Origin of the sequence: uncultured Pseudomonas sp. (assembly GCF_913774235.1) — a bacterium.
GTDB lineage: Bacteria > Pseudomonadota > Gammaproteobacteria > Pseudomonadales > Pseudomonadaceae > Chryseomonas.
Window position 1 is genome coordinate 44,777 of the sequence record NZ_CAJYDW010000014.1, and the last position, 22,009, is coordinate 66,785.

Below are 22,009 nucleotides of genomic sequence, written 5' to 3' on the forward strand. Positions count from 1 at the left end.
ATCTGCCTACCCTGCGCCGGCTGCATGACGCTTTTACGTCAACGAGGTGACCAGACGACGGATGACCGTCGCGCCACTTTTTTCATCCCCGCCACGGCCTGCTAGGCTGCCGTTTTATCCCAAGAGGTCGTCCATGATCCCACGCTGGCTGCTCTGCAGTCCCCTGCTGCTCCTGCCTTTCGCCACCCACGGCTTGGCCGCCTCCGAGCGCAGTTGTGCCCAAGAAATGGGACAGAAACAGGCCCAGGCCCTGGCCGCCACCTGCCGGGCGCTCTCCCCCGCCACCCATCCGCCCTGCAACGCCGCCAACAGTTGCGCCCTGATCCAGGACGAGATCGCCCGCAGCTGCGCCCTGTTCGGTGATGGCGAAGCGGCCAAGCAGCCCGGTTGCGGCCCGCTGCCCAGCAGCGCAGAGGCGGCGGCGGCCGTGGTCCAGCGTTACTACCGTGCGCTGGATGCACGCGACTATGGCACCGCCTGGCAGCTGTGGGGCTTGGACGGCCAGCCCGGCAACAGCTACGAAAAATTCCGCCAGGGCTACGCCAAGACCCATAGCGTACGGGTGACGCTCGGCCCGCTGGGCGCGGTCGAAGGTGCGGCGGGCTCAAGCTATGTCAGCGTCCCGGTGACGGTGCAGGCACGCCTGGCCGATGGCACCCGCCAGACCTTCACCGGCAGCTATCGGTTGCGCCGGGTCAATGACGTCGACGGCGCTTCGGCCGAGCAGCGCCGCTGGCATCTGGACGGTGCGACGCTGAAGCAGCAGCGCTAATCCGGGCCGATCTGCCGCAGCTGCGACAACCGACTCCGCGTGCGCGACATGTCGGCGATGTCGCTGTCGGCCAGAATCTCGTCGAGGGGCGCGGCGCTGACCAGGAACAGCGTCAGTCGCCGGTCGTAGAGCACGTCCACCAGGTTGATGAAGCGTTGCCGGGCGGCGGAACTCGCCTCGCGCAACGGCGGAACGGCATCGAGCAGCCAGCGTTGCCAGGTCTCGCTCAGGGCCAGGTAGTCGAGCACCGCGGTGGGGCCTTCGCACAGCTCGGCGAAGGTGAAATGCAGCAGACCGTCCGCGGCGCTCGCGGCGGTCAGCTGACGATGCCCCACGGGCACCTGGACCCGCGCCACGCCCAGGGCCGGCAAACCCAGCTGGGCGCGTTGCGCGGCACTCCCTGGCCAGAGATAGGCACCGGCGCCGAAGGAGTCGGGCTCGGCGGGGCTGGCGCTGCGATAGTCCTGGGGTCCAGCCACCGAGAGGATGTCCATGTGCGCCTCGATCAACCGGATCGCCGGCAGGAAACGCTCGTGGTACAGCGGATTGGGCAGCAGCCCCTCGGGCGGGTAATTGGAGGTGGTGATCAGCACCACGCCGCGGCTGAACAGGGCCTTGAACAACCGGGTGATGAGCATGGCATCGCCGATGTCGTGCACATGGAACTCGTCGAAGCACAGCAGTCGGCAGTCTTCCAGCAGTTCGTCGAGGCTGGTCGCCAGGGCATCGATGCCGGGCGGTTGGCGGAACATCCGCTCATGCAACTCACGAAAGAAGGCATGGAAGTGCACCCGACGCTTTTCGGCGAACGGCAAGGCGGCGAAGAAGCCATCCAGCAGGAAGCTCTTGCCGCGCCCTACCGGTCCCCAGAGATAGAGGCTGCGCGGCGCCCGGCGGCGGAACAGCCGGGGGCGCAGGAGTTCGTCGGCGAGTTGGGCGAAATGATCGATGGCGGCCTGTTGCGCGGCATCGAGGGTGTAGCCACGGGCTTGGGCGAGCTGAGCGAAGTGCTCCAGCACCTGCTGGGCGGGCGAAGAAGACGTCATGCAGGCGTCCAGCCGAGAAAGATAGGGCGCTAATGAAGCTACAGCCGTCGCTGCCGGTCAAGACCCAGCAGCGACGGCGTACTCAGGCCGCAGCGATGAACAGGCAAAGGCAGCAAAACATACCGCCGGCCCAGACCAGCGAGCGGCGAGTGGCGTGGTCGCGAATGTACAGCCAGGTGTAGGCGATGCGGCTGAGCAGGAAGAGCAAGGCCCAGAAGTTGATAGTGCCCTGCGCGGCACCGCCGGTAACGTGGGCGACGATCACCGCCGCGGCGAACAGCGGATTGATCTCGAAGGCGTTCTGTTGGGCGGCGTTGGCCCGCGCCCGAGCGCCTTCCAGCTTGCCGAGGAAGCTGCGTGGATCCCGGTTGTCCTCAGGGGTGAAGCCGCTGCCCTTGAACTTGGCGTAATAGGCCGCGCCGTAGGGCACGAGGTAGACGAGGAAGATGCACCAGTAGGCAAAGGTCATATCGGCGTCCCTGGAGGTGTGAGGGTTCGCCTATCTGACCTGCCTTACCCAGAAAAATCCACTCTGCTCAAACCTGCGTGCGGCTATGAGTCCAACGGGCGATCAGGGCAGTCGAGACCGCGCAGAGTGCTAGCACCGCGCACATGGGCACCACGGTGCCGTTGTGCAGCGCGCCCACGCTGCTGGAGGCCAGGGCCGCCAGGATGAACTGCAGGCTGCCCATCAGCGCCGAGGCACTGCCGGCGTTGGCGCCCTGGCCAGCCAGGGCACAGGCCGAGGCATTGGGCACGATGCCGCCGAGCAGGGCGATGGCGCAGAACAGCGGGAGCATCAGCACCGGCAGCGCCTTGGGCTGGAAGGCGCCGACCAGCAGCAGGATCAACCCCGCTGCGGCATAGGCCACCACTGCCCGCCGCAGCCAGAAGGCCGGTCCCTGGCGCACCACCAGGCGGGCATTGAGCTGGCCGAGCAGGATGAAACCGGCAGCGTTGAGACCGAACACCCAGCCATAGTGCTCGGGTTTCACCCCATAGAGCTCGATCAGTACGAAGGGCGACCCCGAGATGTAGGCGAACATCCCGGCCATGGCGATACCGCCGGTGAGGGTATGGCCCATGAAGGTCCGGTCGCCCAGCAACCGCAGGTAGTTGCGCAGGGCACCGCTCAGGGGCGCGCGCGGGTGGTGAGCCGGCAGGGATTCCGGTAGCCAGAGCGCCACAGCGGTGCCACAGGCAGCAGCGAACAGCGCCAGGCTGACGAAGATCGCCTGCCAGCCGAAGGTGCTCAGCAGCAGGCTGCCGGCGAAGGGCGCCAGGATCGGCGCGATGCCGGTCACCAACATGATCTGCGAGAAGGCCCGGGCCGCGGCGATGGGCTCGCAGAGATCGCGCACCACGGCGCGGGCGATCACCATGCCGGCGCAACCACCCAGGGCCTGGACGAAGCGCGCGGCGATCAGCCAGGGCAGGCTCGGCGCCAGGGCGCAGCCCAGGGATGCCAAGCAGAACAGGGCGATGCCGATCAGCAGCGGCACGCGACGGCCGAATCTATCGGCGAGCGGACCGTAGAACAGCTGGCCACTGGCGAGACCGGCGAAATACACCGCCAGGCTCAGCTGCACATGTTCGATATCGGTGGCGAAAGACCGCGCCAGCGATGGGAAGCTGGGCAGGTACATGTCGATGGCGAAGGGAGCGAAGGCCGAGAGGGCCCCGAGAATCAACAGCAAGCGAAAAGTCATGAAAGCCAATCCGATGGAAGCGGAAGTGTCGCGCAGTTACATACAATCATGTTTGTAAAAGCGGCGAGGCGCGCTAGACTGCGTGGCAGACCCACTGCCAGCCAGATCGCCCATGCGTCGTACGAAAGAAGAAGCCGAACAAACCCGCCAAGCCATTCTCGATGCGGCGGAAGCCCTGTTCCTGACCAATGGCGTGGCGCGTACCAGCTTGGAGATGATCGCCCGCGAATGCGGGGTCACCCGGGGTGCAGTTTACTGGCATTTCCAGAACAAGGCCCACCTGTTCCACGAAATGCTTAGCCAGATAAGGATCCCCGCCGACGAACTGAGCGAGCGCCTGCGCGTCGATGGCGAGGAAGACAGCCTGCAACGGCTCTACAAGCTGTGCATCGAAGGCCTGGAGAAATTCACCCAGCCCGGCCGGGAGCAGCGGGTGATGACCATCCTCCTACATCGCTGCGAATTCACCGAGGAACTGCGCGAAGCCGAAGAACGCGATCTACAGTTCCTGCGCCAGTTCATCCGCATCACCGACGCCCTCTTCACCGCCCAGGCCGCGCGCCTGCAACCGGGCGTGACGCCGCAATTGGCCAGTCGGCTGCTGCACAGTCTGTTTCTCGGCACCCTCTCCGACGTCCTGCGCGATGATCAGACCTTCGCGCCGCTGCTGGCCGCCGACCAGGTATTCACCACCTTCTTCCGCGCCATCGTGCGCGACTGGTCGCACACTGGCTGACTGTGATCAGTCGCTGACGGTGTAACCCGCCTGCTCGATGGCCGCCCGGAAGGGCGCGTCCACCTCGGCGCTGTCGATGCGGACCTCGCCCGCCTGCAGATCCACCTCGACCCGGGCGCGAGAATCGACCTTGAGGACCGCCGCCTCGATGGCGCTCACGCAGTGGGCGCAACTCATTCCGCTTACCTTGATGACATGCATGGCCTGCTCCTGTCTGAAGAACTTTCTCTATTCCTGACGTCAACGCCAGGAGTGGGTTCCAGTGTTGACCTTGACCTCGGGTCAAGGTCAACACTGGTGACAGGAGGTGCCCCATGCACGAATTCGAACTCTCCATCAGCGGCATGACCTGCGCGGCGTGCGCCGGCCGGGTCGAGCGTGCCTTGCAGAAGGTCCCGGCGGTGACCGCGGCGGGCGTCAACCTGGCCAGCGAAAAGGCTCGGGTCAGCGCCCCGCCCGAGGCGGCCCCGGCGCTGGTCGACGCCATCAGCGCGGCCGGCTACCAGGTGGCTGAGGCCGAGCACGATCTGGCCCTGACCGGCCTGAGCTGCGCCAACTGCGCCGGACGCATCGAAAAGGCCCTGCGTACGGTGCCCGGCGTGTTGACGACCGAGGTCAATCTCGCCAGCGAGCGCGCCCGGGTACAGACCCTGGCCGCAGTCGACACCCGGACCCTGATCGCCGCGGTGGAAGCCGCCGGCTACGGCGCCCAGGATCGCCGCACTGAAGAAGAGCACTCCGCCGAGACCCGCCAAGGGCTGCCCTGGGAACGGCTGGAGCTGGCCCTGGCACTGCTGCTGGCGGTACCGCTGGTCCTGCCCATGCTGCTGGCGCCCTTCGGCTGGCACCTGATGCCGCCCGCCTGGGTACAGTTCCTGCTCGCCACACCGGTGCAATTCCTGGTCGGCGCGCGCTTCTATCGCGGTGCCTGGCATGCCCTGCGCGCCCGCAGCGGCAACATGGATGTGCTGGTCGCCCTGGGCACCAGCGCCGCCTACGGCCTGAGCCTCTACCTCTGGCTGGTCAAGGACAGCCCGCACCTCTATTTCGAGACGGCCGCCATGGTCATCGCTCTGGTGTGCCTGGGCAAATACCTGGAGGCCCGCGCCAAGCGCCGCACCGGGGCCGCCCTGCGCGCCCTGGAAGCCTTGCGCCCCGAGCGGGCCCGGCGCCTGGACGCCTCTGGCCACGAAGAAGAGGTCGCCCTCAATCGGCTGCGCCTGGGCGATCGCCTGCAGATCCGTCCGGGGGAGCGCATCCCGGCCGATGGCCGCATCCTGCGGGGTGACAGCCAGGTGGACGAAGCCCTGCTCACCGGCGAGAGCCGTCCGGTCGCCAAGGGTCCTGGCGACGAGGTGGTGGGCGGCGCCATCAATGGCGAGGGCAACCTGCAGATCGAAGTCGCCGCCCTGGGTGGCGAGACGGTGCTGGCCGGCATCATCCGCCTGGTGGAAGACGCCCAGGCCACCAAGGCGCCCATCCAGCAACTGGTGGATCGCATCAGCCAGATTTTCGTCCCGGTGGTGGTCGGCGTGGCTCTGCTCACCCTGGCCGGCTGGCTGTTGACCGGTCATGCTCTGGAGCCCGCCCTGCTCGCCGCCGTCGCCGTACTGGTCATCGCCTGTCCCTGCGCCCTGGGCCTGGCCACGCCCGCTGCGCTGATGGCCGGCACTGGCGTGGCGGCGCGCCATGGCATCCTGATCAAGGACGCCGAGACGCTGGAGCGCGCCCAGGGCATCACCACCGTGGTCTTCGACAAGACCGGCACCCTGACCGCCGGCCAACTGCGCCTGCGCCAGTTGGCCACGGCGCCCGGCATCGAAGAGCGCGAGGTGCTGAGCCTGGCCGGCAGCCTGCAAAGGGGCAGCGAGCATCCGCTGGCCGCCGCGGTGCTGTTGGCCTGTCGCGAACGCGGCCTGGATACGCCACCGGCCCAGGGCGTCCGCGCCCTCCCCGGCCGTGGTCTCCAAGGCAGCTGGCAAGGACGGCCGCTGCTGCTGGGCAATGCCCGGCTGCTGGCCGAACAGGGCCTGGATGCCGGCCACCTGGCCAAGACCGCCCAGGCCTGGGAAGACCAGGGGCTGACCATTTCCTGGCTGTTGGAAACCGGCACCCAGCCCCGAGTCCTGGGTCTGCTGGCCTTTGGCGACGAGATCCGCCCCGGCGCCGCCGCCGCCATCGCCCGACTGCGCCGGGACGGCATCGACAGTTGGCTACTGACCGGCGACAACCGTGGCAGTGCTCGCCAGGTGGCTGCGGCGCTGGGCATCGCGCATTGGGAGGCCGAGGTGCTGCCCGCCGACAAGGCCGCGGTGGTCGCCCGCCTGCAAGCGACGCAAGGCGGCGTCGCCATGGTCGGCGACGGCCTCAACGACGCCCCGGCGCTGGCCGCCGCCGAGCTGGGCATCGCCATGGGCTCGGGCACCGCCGCCGCGCGCCATGCCGCCGGTATAACCCTCCTGCAGGAAGACCCGCGCCAGGTGGTGGCGGCGCTGGACATCGCCCGGCGCACCCAGCGCAAGATCCGCCAGAATCTGTTCTGGGCCTTCGTCTACAATGTCATCGGCCTGCCGCTGGCCGCCCTGGGCCTGCTCGATCCGGTCTATGCCGGCGCCGCCATGGCCTTTTCCAGCGTCAGTGTCCTGGCCAATGCCCTGCTGCTCGGCCGCTGGCGCCCGTCCGGAGATCACTCGTCATGAACATCGGCCAGGCCGCCAAGGCCAGTGGGCTCACCGCCAAGATGCTGCGCTACTACGAGCGGATCGGCCTGCTGGCGCCCGCCGGGCGCACCGACAGCGGCTATCGCCAGTACGGTGCCGAGGACCTGCGGGTGCTGGCCTTCGTTCGCCGCTCGCGAGAGCTGGGCTTCAGCCTGGAGGAGATCCGCCAGTTGCTCAGCCTCTGGCAGGATCGCCAGCGCGCCAGTGCCGACGTCAAGGCGCTGGCCAAGCGGCACATCGCCGAGCTGGATCTGAAGATCGCCGAATTGACCCGCCTGCGCAGCACCCTGGGCGAGCTGGTCTCCTGCTGCCACGGCGACGCCAGTCCCGAGTGCCCGATCCTGGATACCCTTGGCGGCTGACGCAACCGCCGAGGGCCTGCGGGGTCCATCTTTCTATCTCCCCGCTGCCGAGGTCCCGTCCATGCATACCCTGCACCGTTACCAGATCTGCTATCGACTCAACGGCGAGCCCCTCACCCACGAGCTGGAGAGCTTCGAGCCGGTCACCGAAGAGGAAGCCGTGCTGCAGTTGCTGATCAAGCACGTCGAGGAACCCCAGGTGGTGGTCGACGCCCCCTGGGAACGCCAGGCCCAGCCCAGCATCGCCCGCCGCGCCCAGGAAGCCGGTCTGAGCGACATCGAGGTCAGTCAGCGGGACTGACGGCCGGCCCGGGCAGGTGGCTTTGCGCTATAATTCCGCGCTTTTGCCCCCTTCGTTGGAGTGATTCATGACCCTGCCTCGCCTGCGCCTCAAAGCCAATGCCGACCGCCGTCTGCGCGCCGGGCACCTCTGGGTGTATAGCAACGAGGTGGACGTGGTCGCCACCCCGCTCACCGCCTTCGAACCGGGCGACCAGGCCATCCTGGAAACCACCAGCGGCAAGCCGCTGGGCCTGGTGGCCCTATCGCCCAACAACCTGATCTGCGCCCGCCTGTTCTCTCGCGATACCGGCTATCCGCTGGACAAATCGCTGCTGGTGCATCGCTTCAAGGTCGCTCTGAGCCTGCGCGAACGCCTGTTCGGCAGCCATTGCTATCGCCTGGTCTACGGCGACTCGGATTTCCTGCCGGGTCTGGTGGTGGATCGCTTCAACGACATCCTGGTGGTACAGATCGCCTCGGCGACCATGGAGCGCCAGCGCGACGCCATCCTCGCCGCCCTGCTGCAGGTGTTCAAACCCCAGGGCGTGCTGTGGAAGAACGACGGCAGCGCCCGCGCCGCCGAAGGCCTTTCCAGCTATGTGGAAGTGGCCTACGGCGAGGTCCCCGATTGGGTGGCGCTGGAAGAGAACGGCGTGCGCTTCGAGGCGCCGGTGCGCGAAGGCCAGAAGACCGGCTGGTTCTATGACCACCGCCTGAATCGCGCGCGCCTGGCGCCCTACGTCGAAGGCAAGCGGGTGCTCGACCTGTTCAGCTACATCGGTGGCTGGGGCGTGCAGGCCGCGGCCTTCGGCGCCAGCGAAGTCATGTGCGTGGATGCCTCCGGCTTCGCCCTCGATGGCGTGGAGCGCAATGCCACCCTCAACGGACTGGCGGAAAAGCTGGTGTGCGTCGAGGGCGACGTCTTCGAGGCGCTCAAGGAACTCAAGGCCGGCGAAGAGAAATTCGACGTCATCGTCGCCGACCCGCCAGCCTTCATCAAGAAGCGCAAGGACCTGAAGAACGGCGAGGCCGCCTATCGCCGTCTCAACGAGCAGGCGATGCGGCTGCTGAACAAGGACGGCATCCTGGTCAGCGCCTCCTGCTCCATGCACCTGCCCGAAGACGATCTGCAGAACATCCTGCTCGGCAGCGCCCGCCATCTGGACCGCAACCTGCAGATCCTCGAACGCGGCGCCCAGGGTCCGGATCACCCGGTACACCCGGCCATCCCGGAGACCCGCTATATCAAGAGCCTGACCTGCCGGCTGCTGCCCAGCTAAGACGCCAGGCACAGAAAAAGCCGATCGCGGCCGTGGCGGTCCGCCGATGCAGCCGCTCCTACGCGCCCGTGCCTGTAGGAGCAACTGTCTTATCGCGGCCATGGGCCGCTCCTACGGTCACATCGGAGCCTGTAGGAGCGGCCCATGGCCGCGATAGCGGGTCTAGAGCCAGATCCAAGCGTCATCCGTTAGCATACGGCCCCTGCCCGATCCATCACTAAGCTCTCTCTATCGCCCCAAGCGCTGGGATCAAGGTCATAGCCGAATGCCCGCCAGCTAAGAAAAAACGCCGCGTTCCCTTGAAGAGAACACGGCGTTGTGTGGATTCCAGCGTGGTATGAGGGTCTGGATAGCTAAAGGCGAAACAGCATCAGGAGATCGTCTGCCTTTTCGTCCGCGTCGGAATATCAACTCAAGGCGCGGATCAACTCATCCTTCTTCATCTGCGAGCGGCCGCGTACATTCTGTTCGGCTGCCTTCTTCACCAGTTCATCGCGGGTCAGGTCGCTGAGCGAGGTGCTGCCACCACGCGAACGCCGTGCCGACGCCCGCCCGTTGTTGGGCGACTGGCCCTGCTTGGTGGCCACCGCGCGACGGGCAGAGTCCTTGCGATCGGCACGCTTGGCCGTGCCGCTCTTGCTCGTGCCCGAGCCACTCTTTTCGCCGCCGCCGGACTGCTTGTTCACCGTCGCCCAGGCCCGCGCCTCGGCTTCATCCTTGGAGACGCCCTTCTTCTCGTAGCTCTCCTCGATGTGCTCGGCCTTGCGTTCCTGTTTGTCGCTGTACTTGGATTTGTCGCCGCGGGGCATGGCAGCCTCCTGAATCAGTCTTCCGCCTTGATGGTGGCCACATCGGCTGCTTTCACCCGTACATGGCGGCCCGCCACATCGGTGAATTCGTAGAAGCCATCGGCCGTCTTGGTATTGGGCTTATCCTGGGTGATGTACTGGGTGCCATCCTGCAGGGTCACCACCGTCGAGGTGGAGCAGGCCGCCAGCCCCAGGATCGCCAGGACTATCAATCCACCCTTGATCATCCGGCTCATGGCGCTTCCGGGGAAACGCGATGGATGGACACGTCATGCAGTGCCACCAGTGCCTGACCGGACTCGATGTCCGCCAGTTGGAAGCGCTCGTCGTTGATCGCATCCAGGTGCCGACAGGCCAGTTCACGCACTACGTCGGTGATGGGTACGTCCAGACTGCTGATACGGTCGGTATAGCTTTCGCCCAGCAACTTGTAGTGGATTTCGTATTGGCTATCGGTGTCATCACGCATGAGGAGTCTCCGCGAAAAGGCTGCCCGACTCGGGTTACTTCTATAGAGCCTGGGCAGCCGGAGCGGTTCTTTCCGCCCCCCTAGATGCCGCCGAACGGTCATCTGTCAAGTCCCTTCGCAGCTGCTCTAGCTCAGCGCCCTGCCCGCATCTGTTGCAGCAGGGCACTGCACTGAGCCCCCTGTTCGTTGCTGGGTGCCACCAGCGCCAGCAACCCGGCCGCCGGTGCGGCGAAGGTGGCCAGCAGCGCAGCCGCCGCGCCCCGTGCCGCCAGGGGCAATGCCTTCACCCCGGGCGAGGGATTCTTCAGGGTGCCACGGACATAGAGCGGCGAGCGCAGCGAGAAGATGCGCAAGCCCTTGCTGTGGGGATCGACGGTGAGGTCCAGCCGCTCCGTCGCCAGGTTGGCGGTACCGGTGATGTTGATCAGGGCATTCTCGGTATCGAGTACGAAGACCTTGGGCGTCACCAGGCCCTTCTTGAAGTCGAGATCGGCCACCGCGCAATTGATCTCCACCTCGTCGTCACCGAACAGCCGATCGACCAGGTAGTTGCCGACGTTGAGGCCCGCCAGCTCCATCAGACTGCGACTGATCCGTCCGTCGTTCATCAACAGCTTGAGTTCGCCGTCACTGGTACCGAGCAGCGCCGCGACCGAATTGCCGGTGCCGCTCAGGGTGGCATCGCCATTGAGTTCGCCCATGCTGCGCTTCATGGTTTCCACGGTGGGGAACAGCTGGTTCAGCTTGACCCGCCGGACATGCAGGTCAACGCGGCCCGGCATGGGCGTCTTGTTGCCTTCCAGGCGCACCGTGGTGTTCAGATCACCCCCGGCCACGCCGAAGCGCAGCGGATCGAGCAGCAGCACCCCATCGGTCAGGCGCACATGGGTGTTGAGGTCGGTGATCGGCAGTTGCGCGTTCTGCACGATACGCTTGCCGGTGAAGCGTACGTCGGCGTCCATGGCGCGCCAGCGGTCGGTGCGGAATTCCGACACCGGCAGCGCCTTGTCCGCCGGCTGCGTGCTGGTCTCGCCCTTGGCCGCCTGCTGTTCCTTGGTGTCGGCGCCGATCAGCGGGGCCAGGTCTTCGAACAGCAGCTGATCGGAGCGAAGCGTGCCGCTGAGCTTGGGTCGCGGCTGGCCGCCGGTGAAGAGCACGTCACCGTGCAGATCGCTCTTGCCCACCCGACCGTTGAAGTCTTCGTAGCTGAAACGAGCGCCGGCCGGATCGTTGAGCTTGACCGTGAGATGGCCGTCGGTGGCATAGGGCGCCGTCTCCGGCAGGGTGACGCCGGTGAGCGGATAGAGCTGCGCCAGGCTCTTGCCTTCCAGCACCAGGTGCAGGTCCAGGGCGCCCAGGCGACGGGGATCGGTCAGGGTGCCGAACAGCTGTACGCGGGTCTGCCCGGCCCGGGCATCGAGTTGGATGGGGAATGGCGTGTCGGCGTCCTGCAAGGCCAGCAAGCCACCGATCTGCCCACGTCCGCTGACTGGTACCTGCTTGTAGCTGCCCTCCACCGCTACGGCGAACTGGAAGGCCTGGGTCTGCTTGACGTTGGCGCGCTGGCGCGAGGTGCCCTGCTTGCCCACCAGGTCGGCATAGGCGATGGGGGCGTCCAGGGAGGTGATCCGGGCCCGCAGACGGGTCGCAGTCTGGGCATCGTCGACGCTCACCTGGCCGGCGTCGAAGCCGATGGTGCCGATGTCCACGGTCCAGGCCGAGGGCTCGGCGTTGGGATCTTTTTCGGCGCTCTCGAAGGTCCAGCTGTTGCGGCCATCGGCCAGGCGCTGGGCGTTGACCACCGGTCCGGTGAGGTCGATGCGCGGGATATACACCTGCTTGGCCAGCAGCGCCAGCGGCGAGATTCTCAGCCGCACCTGGTCGAGGTGGACGAAGGTCTTCTCCTTGGCCCAGTCCGGGTTGCCGAGGTTCAGGTCCTCGGCGGCGATATGCGGCCAGGGAATCCAGGCATGCCAGCCACCCTGGTCCGGTTCGCGCTGCCAGACCACGCCCAGATTGCCCTGGATGGCGAAGGGCCGGTGCAGGGCGCTGGAGACCTGTTCGTTGATCCTGGGCTTGAGCCGATTCCAGTCGAAGGTGGCCAGCACCACCAACAGCAGCACGAACAGCAGCAGGATGATTCCCAGCAGCCAGGCGAGGATCTTGCGTGGGCGCGTCATGGCCGCCTCCTTATCGTTCCGTTCCTCCTTGGGTCTGCTCAGCGCAGCGGGGTTCCCTACGCCTTGCGCTGACGCAATGCCAGCCCCGCCACCGCGACCCCGATCAGGGTCAGCAGCAGCAGGCTACCGCGCAGCCCCACCTGCCCCGCCACGGCGCCAATCAGCGGCGGACCGAGCAGAAAGCCGAGATAGCCGGCGGTGGCGGTCATGGCGATGCCGGCGGCCGGCGTCTCGGCCGCCTGGCCGGCCGCGCTGAAGGCCGCGGGCACTACGTTGGACAGACCCAGCCCGACCAGGGCGAAGCCGAGGATCGCCGTCCAGGGTGCCGGCAGGATCACCGCCAGCGCCAGGCCGAGGGTCGCCAGCAGCGCACCGCCGAAGATCACCTGGGGGCCGCCGAAGCGCCCGCGAATGCCATCGCCGAACAGCCGACCGATGAGCATGGTCAGCGAAAAGGCCGCATAGCCGAGCGTGGCGACCACCGGCGTCGCCCCACCTACCTGATCCAGGTAGACGGCGCTCCAGTCGGTCATGGCCCCTTCCAGCATCAGGCAGCCCAGGGCGATCAGCCCCAGCGCCAGTACCCGCCGATCCGGCAGGCGCAGGGCATGACTGACCGGACTGCGGTCGCCCTCGTCCAGCGCCAGGGCCGCGGGCAGGGCCAGCAGCAGCGCTACCCCGCCGGCAGCCAACAGCACCAGCAGGGCCGAGGCACCCAGGTGCAGCGCCCAGGCGCCAAGCCCGGCACCGAGGAAGCCACCGAGGCTGAAAGCCGCGTGGAAGGACGACATCAGCGGACGCTCCCAGCGACTTTCCACGTCGCTGGCATGGGCATTCATGGACACGTCGATCAGGCCATTGCAAGCGCCCAGCAACAGGGCACAGGGCAGCAACCAGCCAAGCGAGGGTGCCGCGCCCGGCCAGGCCAATACCAGGATGAAGGCAAGGATGCTGTAGCGCGTAAGCCGCCCGGTGCCCCCCGCGCGTGGCACCAGCACTCCGGCGAAGGGCATGGTGAGCATGGCGCCCAGCGCCACGGCCAGCAGCACCAGACTCAGTTGACCGTCACCGAGCGCCAGATCGCGCTTGAGTTCGGGAATGGCGGCCGCCCAGCCACCGATTCCGCAGCCGTTGGCGAGAAAGACGGTGAAGGTGGCCCAGCGTTGGCGACGAAGCACGGCAGAGGTCATGGCGATCCTGGAGGGGGTTAGCGGGTGGCCTGGTGAACCTGCAGACCAGCGTCGCGATAGGGCTGCAACCGCTCCTCGCTCAGACCGGGCTCCACGACTAGATGGTTCAGCCGCGGCAGCTCTAACACGTGATAGAAGGCCACGCTGTCGAGCTTCTCGGCGGTCACCGCGACGGCCACCGCGCTGCTCTGCTCGGCCACAGCGGCCTTGAATTCGGCCTCTTCCAGGTCGAAACCGGTCACCCCGGTCTCGACCGCCAAGGCACAGGTACCAAGAAAGGCCAGATCCGCGCGCACCCCGCGCAGATCGCGCATGGCCCGGGCGCCCAGGCAGGCGCCCGACTCCGGCGCAGCCAGGCCGCCGATCATCAGCACGCGGATGCCCTGGCGTTGCAAAAGCGCTGCCGCTATCGCCGGGGCATTGGTGGCTACCGTCAACTGGCGATCCCCCGGCAGTGCCTGGGCGATGGCCAGGTTGGTCGAGCCGGCATCCAGCAGCAGCAACTGTCCCGGCTCCACCAAGGCCGCCGCCGCTCGGCCCAATGCCTGCTTGGCCGTCTCGTCCTGACCGATGCGAGTCGTCAGCGGCTCCGGTGGCGTCAACAGCGACAGTGCTCCGCCGTAGACGCGCCGGCACAGGCCCTGGCGGGCCAGTTCGCGCAGATCACGGCGCACGCTGTCTTCGGAAATGCCCCAGGTCGCGGCCAACTCGGCCGACAACACCCGGCCCTGCTCACGCAGCAGGGCCAGGATCGCGGCTTGGCGCTCTTCAGGAAGATGGATGGCTGCACTCATGCTGATACTCCAAGAGAATCAGCCGATCATTCACAATCAAATACAATCGTGCAACATCATGCACCGCGCGGTGCGTTGCTCCGCGCGTCTAGCCAGCGACCGCCGAAGACATTGATCAGCAGCCCCAGCATCACCGCCAGACCACCCACTGCTTGCTGGGTGGTCATCTGCTCTCCCAGCAACACGGCCGCCGAAGTCAGACCTACCACAGGTACCAGCAGGGAAAAGGGTGCGACCTGGCCGGCCGGATACCGCGACAGCAGTCGGCTCCAAATGCCGTAGCCGAGCAGCGTCGCGATAAAAGCCAGGTAGACGATGGCAAAGATAGAACCGCTCGACAGCGAGGTCAGCGCCGTGGCGATCTGTTCGGGCCCTTCCAGCAGCAAGGATAGAAGCAGGAACGGCAGCGGCGGAATCAAGCTGCCCCAGACCACCAGGCCGAGCATGTCCACCTTGCCGATCTTCTTGGTGACGATGTTACCCAGCCCCCACATGGCTGCCGCTGCCAGGGTCAGCAGGAAACCGGCCAGGGTCATGGTCACCCCGTGCTCGGTACCGATAAGCAGCAAGCCCTGCGCCGCCACCAGCAGCCCGACCAGGCTTGCCCGGCGCACCTTCTCACCGAGGAAGGTTGCCGCGAACGCCAGGGTGAAGAAGGCCTGGGCCTGCAATACCAGCGAGGCCAGTCCCGCCGGCATGCCTACATACATTGCCGAGAACAGGAAGGCGAACTGCCCGAGGGAAATGGTCAGGCCGTAGGCCAGCAGCAGCCGCCAGGACACCTGGGGACGCCGCACGAAGAGGATGGCCGGAAAGGCCGCCAGACAGAATCTCAGAGTGCCCAACAACATGGGCGGTACGCCATGCAGGCCGAGCTTGATGACGACGAAGTTCACCCCCCACGCCAGGATGACGACCAATGCCAACAATAGATCCCGGGGGGCCATCGACAACTCCTCGAACGTTTCAGATAGATAGGCGGCTACCCTACTCCTTTGCGCCCCCGCCGCGGCGTCACAGTTGCCCACAAATTCGGCCAGTCACTCTCCACAAAAAGAAGAACCGCAGCCTGGGCTGCGGTTCTTCGGGATCAGGCGCTGCGCTTGTCACGCAAGGGATCGTGGCCCCAGTTCATCAGCGACTTGCGCCAGCGCGAATCTTCGATGTCGCCATCAGGTCGTTGCTTGAGGTGGCGATGCACATAGCCGATGACCTTGCGCATGGCCTGGTAGTCGTCGTCTTCCAGTTCGGCCTGGCGCTTGCCCTTGAGTTCCAGGATACGCTCGCCCATGGCATGACCGACCGCCTTGCCATCGTTGGCGGCCTTCACCTTCTTGCCCCCCTTGGTCATGCCCACGCCCTTGCTGGTATCACCGCTGAGCCATTTGCGCAGTTGGCTAGGGGTCATGTTGACCACCTGCTTGAACTCGCTGCGAACCTCTTTCTTGTCGTCGTCGGACGCCTTCTTGGTGCTCATTTTTCACCTGCCTTTTGCAACGCCTTGACCAGTTCGTCCTTCTTCATCCGTGACCTGCCGCGGACATCACGCCGCGCGGCGCGCTTCATCAATTCGTCCTTGGTCAGGTCGGCCAGCCCACCCTTGCGCGCGGCCGCCGTCTTATGGGCGATGTCGGCGGGCTGTTTGGAATGCTGTTTGCCACGGCGTGTGTCCCGGCGCTTCTTGGTGGTGGTGCGCTGGTACTCTTCCTTGCTCAGGGAGTCGCGAGCCTTTTCCGGTAGGTAGCGTTCGCCGGTCTCCTCAGACTTCTTGCCAGACTGGGTACCCCACTTTTCGTCAGTCCACTGCTGCAGGTGGTTATCCTTGCCCTTGCCGCCCTGGTATTCACCACCGCGCTTCTGGTACTCCTGGGCCGCCAGTTGCGCCTTGCGCGCGGACCACTGACCGGGCTTGCCGCCCTTGTCGCCCTCGGTAATCTCTTTCTTCACCTTTTCCCAGAGTTCGGGATCGCTCTTCTTGGCCGTGGCACTCATGGCTACACCTCAAGTGGGGATCATTGCAGTCGCTGTCATAGGGATGACTGTCCAACCGAAACGGGGGTTCGCGCCAGGCGACGAACGCCCCTGTGCCAGGCGCCTCGGCGCCCTCAACCTCGCTCCTTTCCGGAAACGCCATGTCGCTCGCCACCCTGCTCCGCCGCCGCTGGATTCCCCTGCTCTTCGTCGCTCTGCTGGTGGGCGTCGGCGTGCCCTATGGCTGCTCGGAACTGGCCTATCGCGAGCGCCAATGGGTATTCAGCATCGAACCGGGCAACGCCAGCTGGTTCTCCGGCGTACCCGAGGGCGTCCACCAGCTTAACCTCCCGATCAGCACGGCGCTCAAGGGGACCGAGTACATCCACGCCTGGTGGTGGCCGGCACGGCGTCCCGATGCGCCCACGGTCCTCTACCTGCACGGCACGCGCTGGAATCTCACCGCCCAGGTCCGGCGCATCGCCACCCTGCGCCAGCTCGGCTACTCGGTGCTGGCCATCGACTACCGCGGCTTCGGCGAAAGCCCAGGCGACGTCCCCTCCGAACGCAGCGTCTACGAAGATGCGCGGATTGCCTGGAAACACCTGCAGCAGCTGCAGCCCGATGCCCGCAAGAGATACATCTATGGCCACTCCCTTGGCGGCGCGATCGCCGTGGACCTGGCCTGGCGCATCGCCCGCGACGACGACCCGGACGGCGACTATCCCGCCGCCGCTGGCCTGATCATCGAATCCACCTTCACCACCCTCGCCGACGCCGCCTCGGCCGTGGTCAATACCCGCTTTCCCCTGCGCTGGCTGATGTCGGAGAAATTCGACTCCCTGGACAAGATTCCCGACATCCGCATCCCGGTGCTCATCGTCCACGGCAGCGACGACCGCTACGTCCCACCCCGCTTCAGCGAGACGCTCTACGCGGCCGCCCGGGCGCCCAAGCGTCTACTGCTGGTGCCCGGTGGTACCCATTCGAACAGCATGGTGATAGGCACCAGCGCCTACGCCGAAGCCTTGCGCAGCATCTTCGGTGCGAGCCGGATCTCCTTGGAAGACCAGCAAGGATCATCGACAGGAGGCTAGGAGATTTCCGAGAGTCATCGACGAGGATGATAGTCACTATCTCGCCAGTCTATTTTTTCCTGGCGGTCCCCAGCCGGATACTGAATTCACTCCAGAACAGTTTCCCCCGAGGACATCATCATGAACCTGCGCATCGCTTTCGGTTTCGCCCTGACCGCCCTGGCCCTCAACACCTTCGCCCAGGACCCCGCCTTCGCCCAGAGCTCGGCCGCCCAGCTCGCCGAGGAATCCAGTCAGCGCCCCCTGGGCGAGCTGATCCAGCAACAGCAAGAGCGCCTGCAGGATCGCAAGATCGCCGAGGAATCCAGCCAGCGTCCCCTGGGTCAGGTGATCAAGCAGCAGCAAGAGCGCCTGCAGGATCGCAAGATCGCCGAGGAGTCCAGCCAGCGCCCCCTGGGTCAGGTGATCAAGCAGCAGCAAGAGCGCCTGCAGGACCGCAAGATCGCCGAGGAATCCAGCCAGCGTCCCCTGGGCCAGGTGATCAAGCAGCAGCAAGAGCGCCTGCAGGACCGCAAGATCGCCGAGGAGTCCAGCCAGCGCCCCCTGGGTCAGGTGATCAAGCAGCAGCAAGAGCGCCTGCAAGATCGTCGCCTCGCCGAAAACGGCTCGGCCCGCACTCTCGATCCGCTGATCGCCGCAGCCCAGCACCGCCAGGCCTGATCTTAGGCTCGTACCCTGCCCGGCCTTGCGCCGGGCTCGCTCATCCCGCCTTTTCGCCCGGCCCTATGCTGGCAGGGGCTTCCACCACCAGTTCCTGTGGCACCTCGTCGATGCGCGGATCCAGCGCTGCTGCCATGGGGCTCACCGTATCCGGCATCGCCACATGGTGCAGCGGTGCCTCGTTCAGCCGGTGCTCGCCACTGACGAAGCGCGGCTGCACGAAGAACACCAGGATCAACGCATAGGCCGACGTCAGCACATAGAACATGCCGGGGCCGAAATGCTGCATGGCCGCTCCCGCCAACAAGGGGCCGATACAGGCACCCACCCCATAGGTGGTCAGCAGCATGGCCGATAGCTCCACCCGCCGTTCCGGCTCCACATGGTCGTTGGCGAAGGCCGTCGCCAGCGGATAGAGGGTGAACAGCAGCATCCCCGAGACGAAGCCGGCAGCCAGCAGCAGGGGGTACGGCAAGGTGACGAAGCCCCATAACGGAACGGCCGCGATGCATAGCAGCACCGCATTGCCGCGAATCAGCTTGCAGCGATCCAGGCGATCCGACAGCCACCCCAACGGCCACTGGGCGCAGAAGCCTGCCACGATACACAGGCCGACATAGAAGCTCGCCTGGGCGGTATCCAGGCCACTGCGACTTGCGAATACCGGTGCCAGACCATAGAAGCCACCCACCAGCAGACCCGCGGTGAAGATGGTCACCAGCGACTGCGGCACCCGCCGCCAGAAGAAACGGATCTCCAGCGGCGCCGCCACCAGCTTGGCCGGGTGCACCCGCCGCGTCATCGCCAGGGGGATCAGGCAGGAGGCGAAGCAGATGGCCACCAGCAACAGCGGCTTGTAATCCAGTTGCGGATGCCAGGCCAGCAAGGCCTGACCGATCACCAGCCCCAGGTCCACTGCCACCATGTAGCCCGCGAACACCTTGCCGCGCTGGTGATTCTCCGCCTGCTCGTTCAGCCAGCTTTCGATCACCATGTACTGGTTCATCATCACCACGCCCATGACGAATCTCAGCGCGATCCAGATAGCGAGATCATCCACCAGCGCATGGATCAGTACCGTCACCGTCGCGGCCCCGGCGCAGGCCACATAGGAGCGAATATGACCGACGCTGGCGATCAGTCGGTGGCCGAACTTGCCGCCGCAGCCCAACCCGAAGTAATAGGCGGCCATCAGGGCACCGGTCCACATATCCCCGGCCCCCTGCTCGGTGAGCCTGAGGCCGATATAGGTGGTGAACAGGCCGGACCCGGCCAACATCAACAGCGTCGCGAAATACAGGGCAGGAAAGGTAACCAGAGGACTGAACATCGAACTCACATCGAAAAAAGCGAAAAGCCGACACTGACCGGCAGCAGCCAGTCGTCGGGACTACTCGAAAGGAAGGGGTTGAAGGATGACGCCCAGCGTCACTCCGGCTCCTGGCGCCTATTGGCCTCGGCGCGTTGCCGCTGCCGCCACTGATCCAGATAGACCACCTGGCCATGCTCCGGCTTCGCCTGGTACACGGGCGCCGACACCACCACCGAATCCGCGGCCGGCCGTTCGACTTCAGGTACCACGAAAGGTGCGAACTCCACCTTGGCCAGGGTCTTGCCGAACAGTGCCAGGGACGCGTTCAGGCGCTCCTCCCCGGTCACGGTGAATTCGAAGGCGAACAGCCGCGCCAGTCGCTTGCGCCCCTTGGCGTCCGCCAGCCAGCGGAAGCGCGAAAAGGCCACGGCGCCGTCCAGCAGCATCACCTTGCGCCGCCGGCACTCCTGTTCTGCAAGCCATAACGCTCGCTCGCGAATGCCGTGGCCGTGCCAGAACCACAGACCGATGCCGACCGCACCCAGCAACAGGCAGAGATTACCTAGCGTCAGCATCTTCGCTCCTCATCGAAAGGTACCGCCGTCACTGACGCCGCGCCGCGTCTTCGGATCCCGTCTCGTTCAACAGGCGAATGTTCTCGCGCTCGCCTTTGTACAGCGCCAGAGGGGCGATTTCCTTACCCAGCAAAGGCACCTGCTGTTGGTGCCATATGTAGTAGAAAACGTTCAGGACCACCAATAGCAGAAACAACCAACGCATCATTCGTTCTCGAGCGGACACGCCAAAGCCAATCCAGCAAACACCATATCGGGCACGATTCGCGCGCCTGGAACGACATGCTTGACCAATTCCGCGTCACCGCCAGTCAGAAAGATCTCGCAACCCTCGGCGAACATCTCCTGCGCCAGCTCGTACTGGGTACGGACGAAGCCCTTGAGCATGTACAGACAACCCCGTTCCACGGCCTCGATGGTCGTGCGTCCCGGCGCCTCGTAGCGTTCACCACTGGCCCAATGTGGATCGTAGCGGATACGACGGGTATGGGTCTGCAATTCCCGACGCATCAACGGAATCCCCGGACAGATGAAACCTCCCTGGTGCTCACCCTGGGCGTCCACCAGATCGGCAGTCACCGCCGTGCCCAGATCCAGCACCACGCACGCCTTGCCCTGAGCCAGCTGCACGGCCGCCAGGATCACCAGCCAACGATCCATGCCCAGACGCTGGTGATCCCGATAGCCGTTGCGCACCCCGTTCCAGCTTTCCACGGGCAGCGCCTGATGACAGGCGACGCCGAAGGTCGCCGTCAGTCGCTCCTTGAGCTGCTGGGTCTCTTCATCGCTACGGACGCTGACCAGTCGGCAGGCGACGAACCTTGGCATTCCCGGCTCGGACAGCGCGGTAACCAGGGCCTCGTCGCTATCGACGATACCGGTACTGACGACATCGGCATGGGGATCGAGCAGCCGCCATTTGATCAGACTGTTGCCGCAATCGAGCTCAAGAATCATGGTCGAGGCTCAAACTCAATTCACCACCGTTGAACGCCTGCGTCTGACCGTCTACACGCATGAGAATGGACCCATCTTCGGCAACTCCTTCCACTGTGCCCTGGATACAGCGAACCCCCGAAGACAGGGTAACCGCTCGACCTTGCCAGCCATGATAACGCTCCCACTCGTCCCGCAGGACGGCGAATCCCGACTGTCGATGAATTTGCCAGAGGCTATCGATCTCCTGGAGCAGCAGACTGGCCACCGCATTGCGATCCTGCAGCGCGCCCAGGGCCTCGGCCATGGAAATCCAGGGCTGATCGATATTGTCAGCCAAACGCATGTTCACGTTGATACCGATCCCGATGATCGCCTGGCAGGTATCGTGCGGGTCACCGGATAACTCGATGAGGATGCCGGCCAGCTTTCGGCCACGCACCAGCACGTCATTGGGCCATTTCAACCGGGCATCCTCGACGCCTAGCCGCTGCAGGGTCCGAATGACCGCCAACCCCATGGTCAGACTCAGCGCCTGCAGCTTCTGAATGCCGCCTTGGCTGGACACCACGGCGGTGAGATAGAGATTCTTGCCATAGGGACTGACCCAGGCCCGGCCCCGGCGGCCGCGACCGGCCTGCTGATGCTCGGCGAGCAGCACGAACGGCGGCTGCTCCTGCTGCTGAAGCCGGCGTTGCGCCTCGGCATTGGTAGAGCCGATGGAGGGCAGCACCGTCACCGGCCAACCACTCGCTTGGGCGATCAACTCGCCATCGAGCAGGAACAGGGGTTCTTCGAGACGATAACCGCGACCCGGAACCTTGAAGACCTCGATGCCAACCTCTTCACCGAGCGTCTTCAGGCGCTTCCAGATGGCACTTCGGGACACCCCCAGGGCCTCACCCAGCTCGACGCCGGAATGAAATTTCCCATCACTCAGCAGTTTCAGCAACGGCATGCCCGAACTCCCGTTCGACTTTCTCCCGCCCCAAAGACAACACCCCCGTCAGAGTGAACTGAGCGGGGGTGCTGGGTATTAGGCGCTTGACGATGACCTACTCTCACATGGGGAAACCCCACACTACCATCGGCGATGCATCGTTTCACTT

Annotated in this window: 26 protein-coding genes; 8 read left to right on the top strand and 18 right to left on the bottom strand. The window is 65.6% G+C overall.

All coding sequences use genetic code 11. The annotated features are described in order from the left end of the window. Positions 1-133 precede the first annotated feature (133 nt). On the top strand, positions 134-772 hold the full coding sequence (locus QZ471_RS14890; protein WP_295465087.1) for a hypothetical protein: 639 nt from the start codon (positions 134-136) through the stop codon (positions 770-772). Here the strand turns inward: QZ471_RS14890 and zapE are convergent. From zapE to QZ471_RS14905, 3 genes are all read right to left on the bottom strand, one after another. Beyond that, a complete protein-coding gene (gene zapE, locus QZ471_RS14895; RefSeq protein WP_295465089.1) occupies positions 769-1,818 on the bottom strand; it encodes a cell division protein ZapE in 1,050 nt (349 codons plus the stop codon). The genes QZ471_RS14890 and zapE overlap by 4 nt on opposite strands. 82 nt (positions 1,819-1,900) lie before the next feature. After that, complete coding sequence (locus tag QZ471_RS14900; RefSeq protein WP_295465091.1) at positions 1,901-2,287, bottom strand: MAPEG family protein; 387 nt, start codon at positions 2,285-2,287, stop codon at positions 1,901-1,903. Positions 2,288-2,354: 67 nt separating this feature from the next. Continuing rightward, the gene (locus tag QZ471_RS14905) at positions 2,355-3,527 is read right to left on the bottom strand and encodes a multidrug effflux MFS transporter (protein ID WP_295465093.1); all 1,173 of its coding nucleotides are present in this window, start codon (positions 3,525-3,527) and stop codon (positions 2,355-2,357) included. 112 nt (positions 3,528-3,639) lie between these two features. Here QZ471_RS14905 and QZ471_RS14910 point away from each other — a divergent pair, with 112 nt between their 5' ends. After that, positions 3,640-4,263, top strand: a complete 624-nt coding sequence (locus QZ471_RS14910; protein ID WP_295465095.1) for a TetR family transcriptional regulator — start codon at positions 3,640-3,642, stop codon at positions 4,261-4,263. A 6-nt stretch (positions 4,264-4,269) separates the two neighbouring features. Here the strand turns inward: QZ471_RS14910 and QZ471_RS14915 are convergent, their stop codons facing one another. Beyond that, on the bottom strand, positions 4,270-4,464 hold the full coding sequence (locus QZ471_RS14915) for a cation transporter (protein WP_295465097.1): 195 nt from the start codon (positions 4,462-4,464) through the stop codon (positions 4,270-4,272). A 113-nt stretch (positions 4,465-4,577) separates the two neighbouring features. Here QZ471_RS14915 and QZ471_RS14920 point away from each other — a divergent pair, with 113 nt between their 5' ends. The 4 genes from QZ471_RS14920 to QZ471_RS14935 all read left to right on the top strand — a co-directional run bounded on the left by QZ471_RS14920 (position 4,578) and on the right by QZ471_RS14935 (position 8,907). After that, positions 4,578-6,962 carry a heavy metal translocating P-type ATPase gene (locus tag QZ471_RS14920; protein ID WP_295465099.1) on the top strand — a complete coding sequence of 795 codons (2,385 nt, stop codon included), beginning with the start codon at positions 4,578-4,580 and terminating at the stop codon, positions 6,960-6,962. Continuing rightward, positions 6,959-7,345, top strand: coding sequence for a Cu(I)-responsive transcriptional regulator (cueR, locus tag QZ471_RS14925; protein WP_007162594.1), 387 nt, complete (start codon positions 6,959-6,961; stop codon positions 7,343-7,345). Before QZ471_RS14920 ends, cueR begins: the two co-directional genes overlap by 4 nt. Positions 7,346-7,406: 61 nt before the next feature. Next, a complete protein-coding gene (locus tag QZ471_RS14930) occupies positions 7,407-7,646 on the top strand; it encodes a hypothetical protein (protein ID WP_295465104.1) in 240 nt (79 codons plus the stop codon). A 67-nt stretch (positions 7,647-7,713) separates the two neighbouring features. Further along, on the top strand, positions 7,714-8,907 hold the full coding sequence (locus QZ471_RS14935; protein WP_187978508.1) for a class I SAM-dependent rRNA methyltransferase: 1,194 nt from the start codon (positions 7,714-7,716) through the stop codon (positions 8,905-8,907). A gap of 407 nt (positions 8,908-9,314) precedes the next feature. Here QZ471_RS14935 and QZ471_RS14940 read toward each other — a convergent pair whose 3' ends face one another. The 9 genes from QZ471_RS14940 to QZ471_RS14980 all read right to left on the bottom strand — a co-directional run bounded on the left by QZ471_RS14940 (position 9,315) and on the right by QZ471_RS14980 (position 16,341). Beyond that, positions 9,315-9,716 carry a Rho termination factor N-terminal domain-containing protein gene (locus tag QZ471_RS14940; protein ID WP_295465107.1) on the bottom strand — a complete coding sequence of 134 codons (402 nt, stop codon included), beginning with the start codon at positions 9,714-9,716 and terminating at the stop codon, positions 9,315-9,317. A 14-nt stretch (positions 9,717-9,730) separates the two neighbouring features. Further along, positions 9,731-9,952, bottom strand: a complete 222-nt coding sequence (locus QZ471_RS14945) for a YgdI/YgdR family lipoprotein (RefSeq protein ID WP_295465109.1) — start codon at positions 9,950-9,952, stop codon at positions 9,731-9,733. Beyond that, complete coding sequence (locus QZ471_RS14950; RefSeq protein ID WP_059230063.1) at positions 9,949-10,185, bottom strand: hypothetical protein; 237 nt, start codon at positions 10,183-10,185, stop codon at positions 9,949-9,951. Before QZ471_RS14950 ends, QZ471_RS14945 begins: the two co-directional genes overlap by 4 nt. 131 nt (positions 10,186-10,316) lie before the next feature. Next, positions 10,317-12,365: an AsmA family protein gene (locus QZ471_RS14955; RefSeq protein ID WP_295465111.1), complete on the bottom strand. Its 2,049-nt coding sequence runs from the start codon at positions 12,363-12,365 to the stop codon at positions 10,317-10,319. A 56-nt stretch (positions 12,366-12,421) separates the two neighbouring features. Then, the gene (locus tag QZ471_RS14960; RefSeq protein WP_295465113.1) at positions 12,422-13,555 is read right to left on the bottom strand and encodes an MFS transporter; all 1,134 of its coding nucleotides are present in this window, start codon (positions 13,553-13,555) and stop codon (positions 12,422-12,424) included. 17 nt (positions 13,556-13,572) lie between these two features. After that, complete coding sequence (locus QZ471_RS14965) at positions 13,573-14,349, bottom strand: DeoR/GlpR family DNA-binding transcription regulator (RefSeq protein WP_295465115.1); 777 nt, start codon at positions 14,347-14,349, stop codon at positions 13,573-13,575. 56 nt (positions 14,350-14,405) lie between these two features. Continuing rightward, positions 14,406-15,296 carry an EamA family transporter gene (locus QZ471_RS14970; RefSeq protein ID WP_295465117.1) on the bottom strand — a complete coding sequence of 297 codons (891 nt, stop codon included), beginning with the start codon at positions 15,294-15,296 and terminating at the stop codon, positions 14,406-14,408. A gap of 143 nt (positions 15,297-15,439) precedes the next feature. After that, positions 15,440-15,826, bottom strand: coding sequence for a DUF3140 domain-containing protein (locus QZ471_RS14975; RefSeq protein WP_295465120.1), 387 nt, complete (start codon positions 15,824-15,826; stop codon positions 15,440-15,442). Further along, complete coding sequence (locus QZ471_RS14980; protein ID WP_295465122.1) at positions 15,823-16,341, bottom strand: hypothetical protein; 519 nt, start codon at positions 16,339-16,341, stop codon at positions 15,823-15,825. The genes QZ471_RS14975 and QZ471_RS14980 overlap by 4 nt, the downstream gene beginning before the upstream one ends. Positions 16,342-16,481: 140 nt before the next feature. Here QZ471_RS14980 and QZ471_RS14985 point away from each other — a divergent pair, with 140 nt between their 5' ends. Both QZ471_RS14985 and QZ471_RS14990 read left to right on the top strand, forming a co-directional pair. Beyond that, positions 16,482-17,417: an alpha/beta fold hydrolase gene (locus QZ471_RS14985; protein ID WP_295465124.1), complete on the top strand. Its 936-nt coding sequence runs from the start codon at positions 16,482-16,484 to the stop codon at positions 17,415-17,417. A gap of 120 nt (positions 17,418-17,537) precedes the next feature. Continuing rightward, complete coding sequence (locus QZ471_RS14990; RefSeq protein WP_295465126.1) at positions 17,538-18,077, top strand: hypothetical protein; 540 nt, start codon at positions 17,538-17,540, stop codon at positions 18,075-18,077. 40 nt (positions 18,078-18,117) lie between these two features. Here the strand turns inward: QZ471_RS14990 and QZ471_RS14995 are convergent, their stop codons facing one another. The 5 genes from QZ471_RS14995 to birA all read right to left on the bottom strand — a co-directional run bounded on the left by QZ471_RS14995 (position 18,118) and on the right by birA (position 21,858). Continuing rightward, complete coding sequence (locus QZ471_RS14995; protein WP_295465128.1) at positions 18,118-19,407, bottom strand: MFS transporter; 1,290 nt, start codon at positions 19,405-19,407, stop codon at positions 18,118-18,120. Between the two features lie 98 nt (positions 19,408-19,505). Continuing rightward, positions 19,506-19,964: a DUF3301 domain-containing protein gene (locus QZ471_RS15000; RefSeq protein ID WP_295465130.1), complete on the bottom strand. Its 459-nt coding sequence runs from the start codon at positions 19,962-19,964 to the stop codon at positions 19,506-19,508. 28 nt (positions 19,965-19,992) lie between these two features. Then, positions 19,993-20,172 (bottom strand): hypothetical protein, encoded by a 180-nt coding sequence (locus tag QZ471_RS15005; protein WP_295465139.1) that lies wholly within the window; start codon positions 20,170-20,172, stop codon positions 19,993-19,995. Beyond that, on the bottom strand, positions 20,169-20,921 hold the full coding sequence (locus QZ471_RS15010) for a type III pantothenate kinase (protein WP_295465132.1): 753 nt from the start codon (positions 20,919-20,921) through the stop codon (positions 20,169-20,171). The genes QZ471_RS15005 and QZ471_RS15010 overlap by 4 nt, the downstream gene beginning before the upstream one ends. Continuing rightward, complete coding sequence (gene birA, locus QZ471_RS15015) at positions 20,911-21,858, bottom strand: bifunctional biotin--[acetyl-CoA-carboxylase] ligase/biotin operon repressor BirA (protein ID WP_295465133.1); 948 nt, start codon at positions 21,856-21,858, stop codon at positions 20,911-20,913. The genes QZ471_RS15010 and birA overlap by 11 nt, the downstream gene beginning before the upstream one ends. Positions 21,859-22,009: the final 151 nt, after the last annotated feature.

Coding starts and splice junctions, on each gene's coding strand:
- QZ471_RS14920 (WP_295465099.1), top strand. CDS start 4,578: ATGCACGAATTCGAACTCTCCATCAGCGGCATGACCTGCGCGGCGTGC.
- QZ471_RS15010 (WP_295465132.1), bottom strand. CDS start 20,921: ATGATTCTTGAGCTCGATTGCGGCAACAGTCTGATCAAATGGCGGCTG.
- QZ471_RS14900 (WP_295465091.1), bottom strand. CDS start 2,287: ATGACCTTTGCCTACTGGTGCATCTTCCTCGTCTACCTCGTGCCCTAC.
- QZ471_RS14915 (WP_295465097.1), bottom strand. CDS start 4,464: ATGCATGTCATCAAGGTAAGCGGAATGAGTTGCGCCCACTGCGTGAGC.
- QZ471_RS14935 (WP_187978508.1), top strand. CDS start 7,714: ATGACCCTGCCTCGCCTGCGCCTCAAAGCCAATGCCGACCGCCGTCTG.
- QZ471_RS14975 (WP_295465120.1), bottom strand. CDS start 15,826: ATGAGCACCAAGAAGGCGTCCGACGACGACAAGAAAGAGGTTCGCAGC.
- QZ471_RS14950 (WP_059230063.1), bottom strand. CDS start 10,185: ATGCGTGATGACACCGATAGCCAATACGAAATCCACTACAAGTTGCTG.
- cueR (WP_007162594.1), top strand. CDS start 6,959: ATGAACATCGGCCAGGCCGCCAAGGCCAGTGGGCTCACCGCCAAGATG.
- QZ471_RS14985 (WP_295465124.1), top strand. CDS start 16,482: ATGTCGCTCGCCACCCTGCTCCGCCGCCGCTGGATTCCCCTGCTCTTC.
- QZ471_RS14990 (WP_295465126.1), top strand. CDS start 17,538: ATGAACCTGCGCATCGCTTTCGGTTTCGCCCTGACCGCCCTGGCCCTC.
- zapE (WP_295465089.1), bottom strand. CDS start 1,818: ATGACGTCTTCTTCGCCCGCCCAGCAGGTGCTGGAGCACTTCGCTCAG.
- QZ471_RS14995 (WP_295465128.1), bottom strand. CDS start 19,407: ATGTTCAGTCCTCTGGTTACCTTTCCTGCCCTGTATTTCGCGACGCTG.
- QZ471_RS14955 (WP_295465111.1), bottom strand. CDS start 12,365: ATGACGCGCCCACGCAAGATCCTCGCCTGGCTGCTGGGAATCATCCTG.
- QZ471_RS14910 (WP_295465095.1), top strand. CDS start 3,640: ATGCGTCGTACGAAAGAAGAAGCCGAACAAACCCGCCAAGCCATTCTC.
- QZ471_RS15005 (WP_295465139.1), bottom strand. CDS start 20,172: ATGATGCGTTGGTTGTTTCTGCTATTGGTGGTCCTGAACGTTTTCTAC.
- QZ471_RS15000 (WP_295465130.1), bottom strand. CDS start 19,964: ATGCTGACGCTAGGTAATCTCTGCCTGTTGCTGGGTGCGGTCGGCATC.
- QZ471_RS14905 (WP_295465093.1), bottom strand. CDS start 3,527: ATGACTTTTCGCTTGCTGTTGATTCTCGGGGCCCTCTCGGCCTTCGCT.
- QZ471_RS14940 (WP_295465107.1), bottom strand. CDS start 9,716: ATGCCCCGCGGCGACAAATCCAAGTACAGCGACAAACAGGAACGCAAG.
- QZ471_RS14965 (WP_295465115.1), bottom strand. CDS start 14,349: ATGAGTGCAGCCATCCATCTTCCTGAAGAGCGCCAAGCCGCGATCCTG.
- QZ471_RS14960 (WP_295465113.1), bottom strand. CDS start 13,555: ATGACCTCTGCCGTGCTTCGTCGCCAACGCTGGGCCACCTTCACCGTC.
- QZ471_RS14930 (WP_295465104.1), top strand. CDS start 7,407: ATGCATACCCTGCACCGTTACCAGATCTGCTATCGACTCAACGGCGAG.
- birA (WP_295465133.1), bottom strand. CDS start 21,858: ATGCCGTTGCTGAAACTGCTGAGTGATGGGAAATTTCATTCCGGCGTC.
- QZ471_RS14945 (WP_295465109.1), bottom strand. CDS start 9,952: ATGAGCCGGATGATCAAGGGTGGATTGATAGTCCTGGCGATCCTGGGG.
- QZ471_RS14890 (WP_295465087.1), top strand. CDS start 134: ATGATCCCACGCTGGCTGCTCTGCAGTCCCCTGCTGCTCCTGCCTTTC.
- QZ471_RS14970 (WP_295465117.1), bottom strand. CDS start 15,296: ATGGCCCCCCGGGATCTATTGTTGGCATTGGTCGTCATCCTGGCGTGG.
- QZ471_RS14980 (WP_295465122.1), bottom strand. CDS start 16,341: ATGAGTGCCACGGCCAAGAAGAGCGATCCCGAACTCTGGGAAAAGGTG.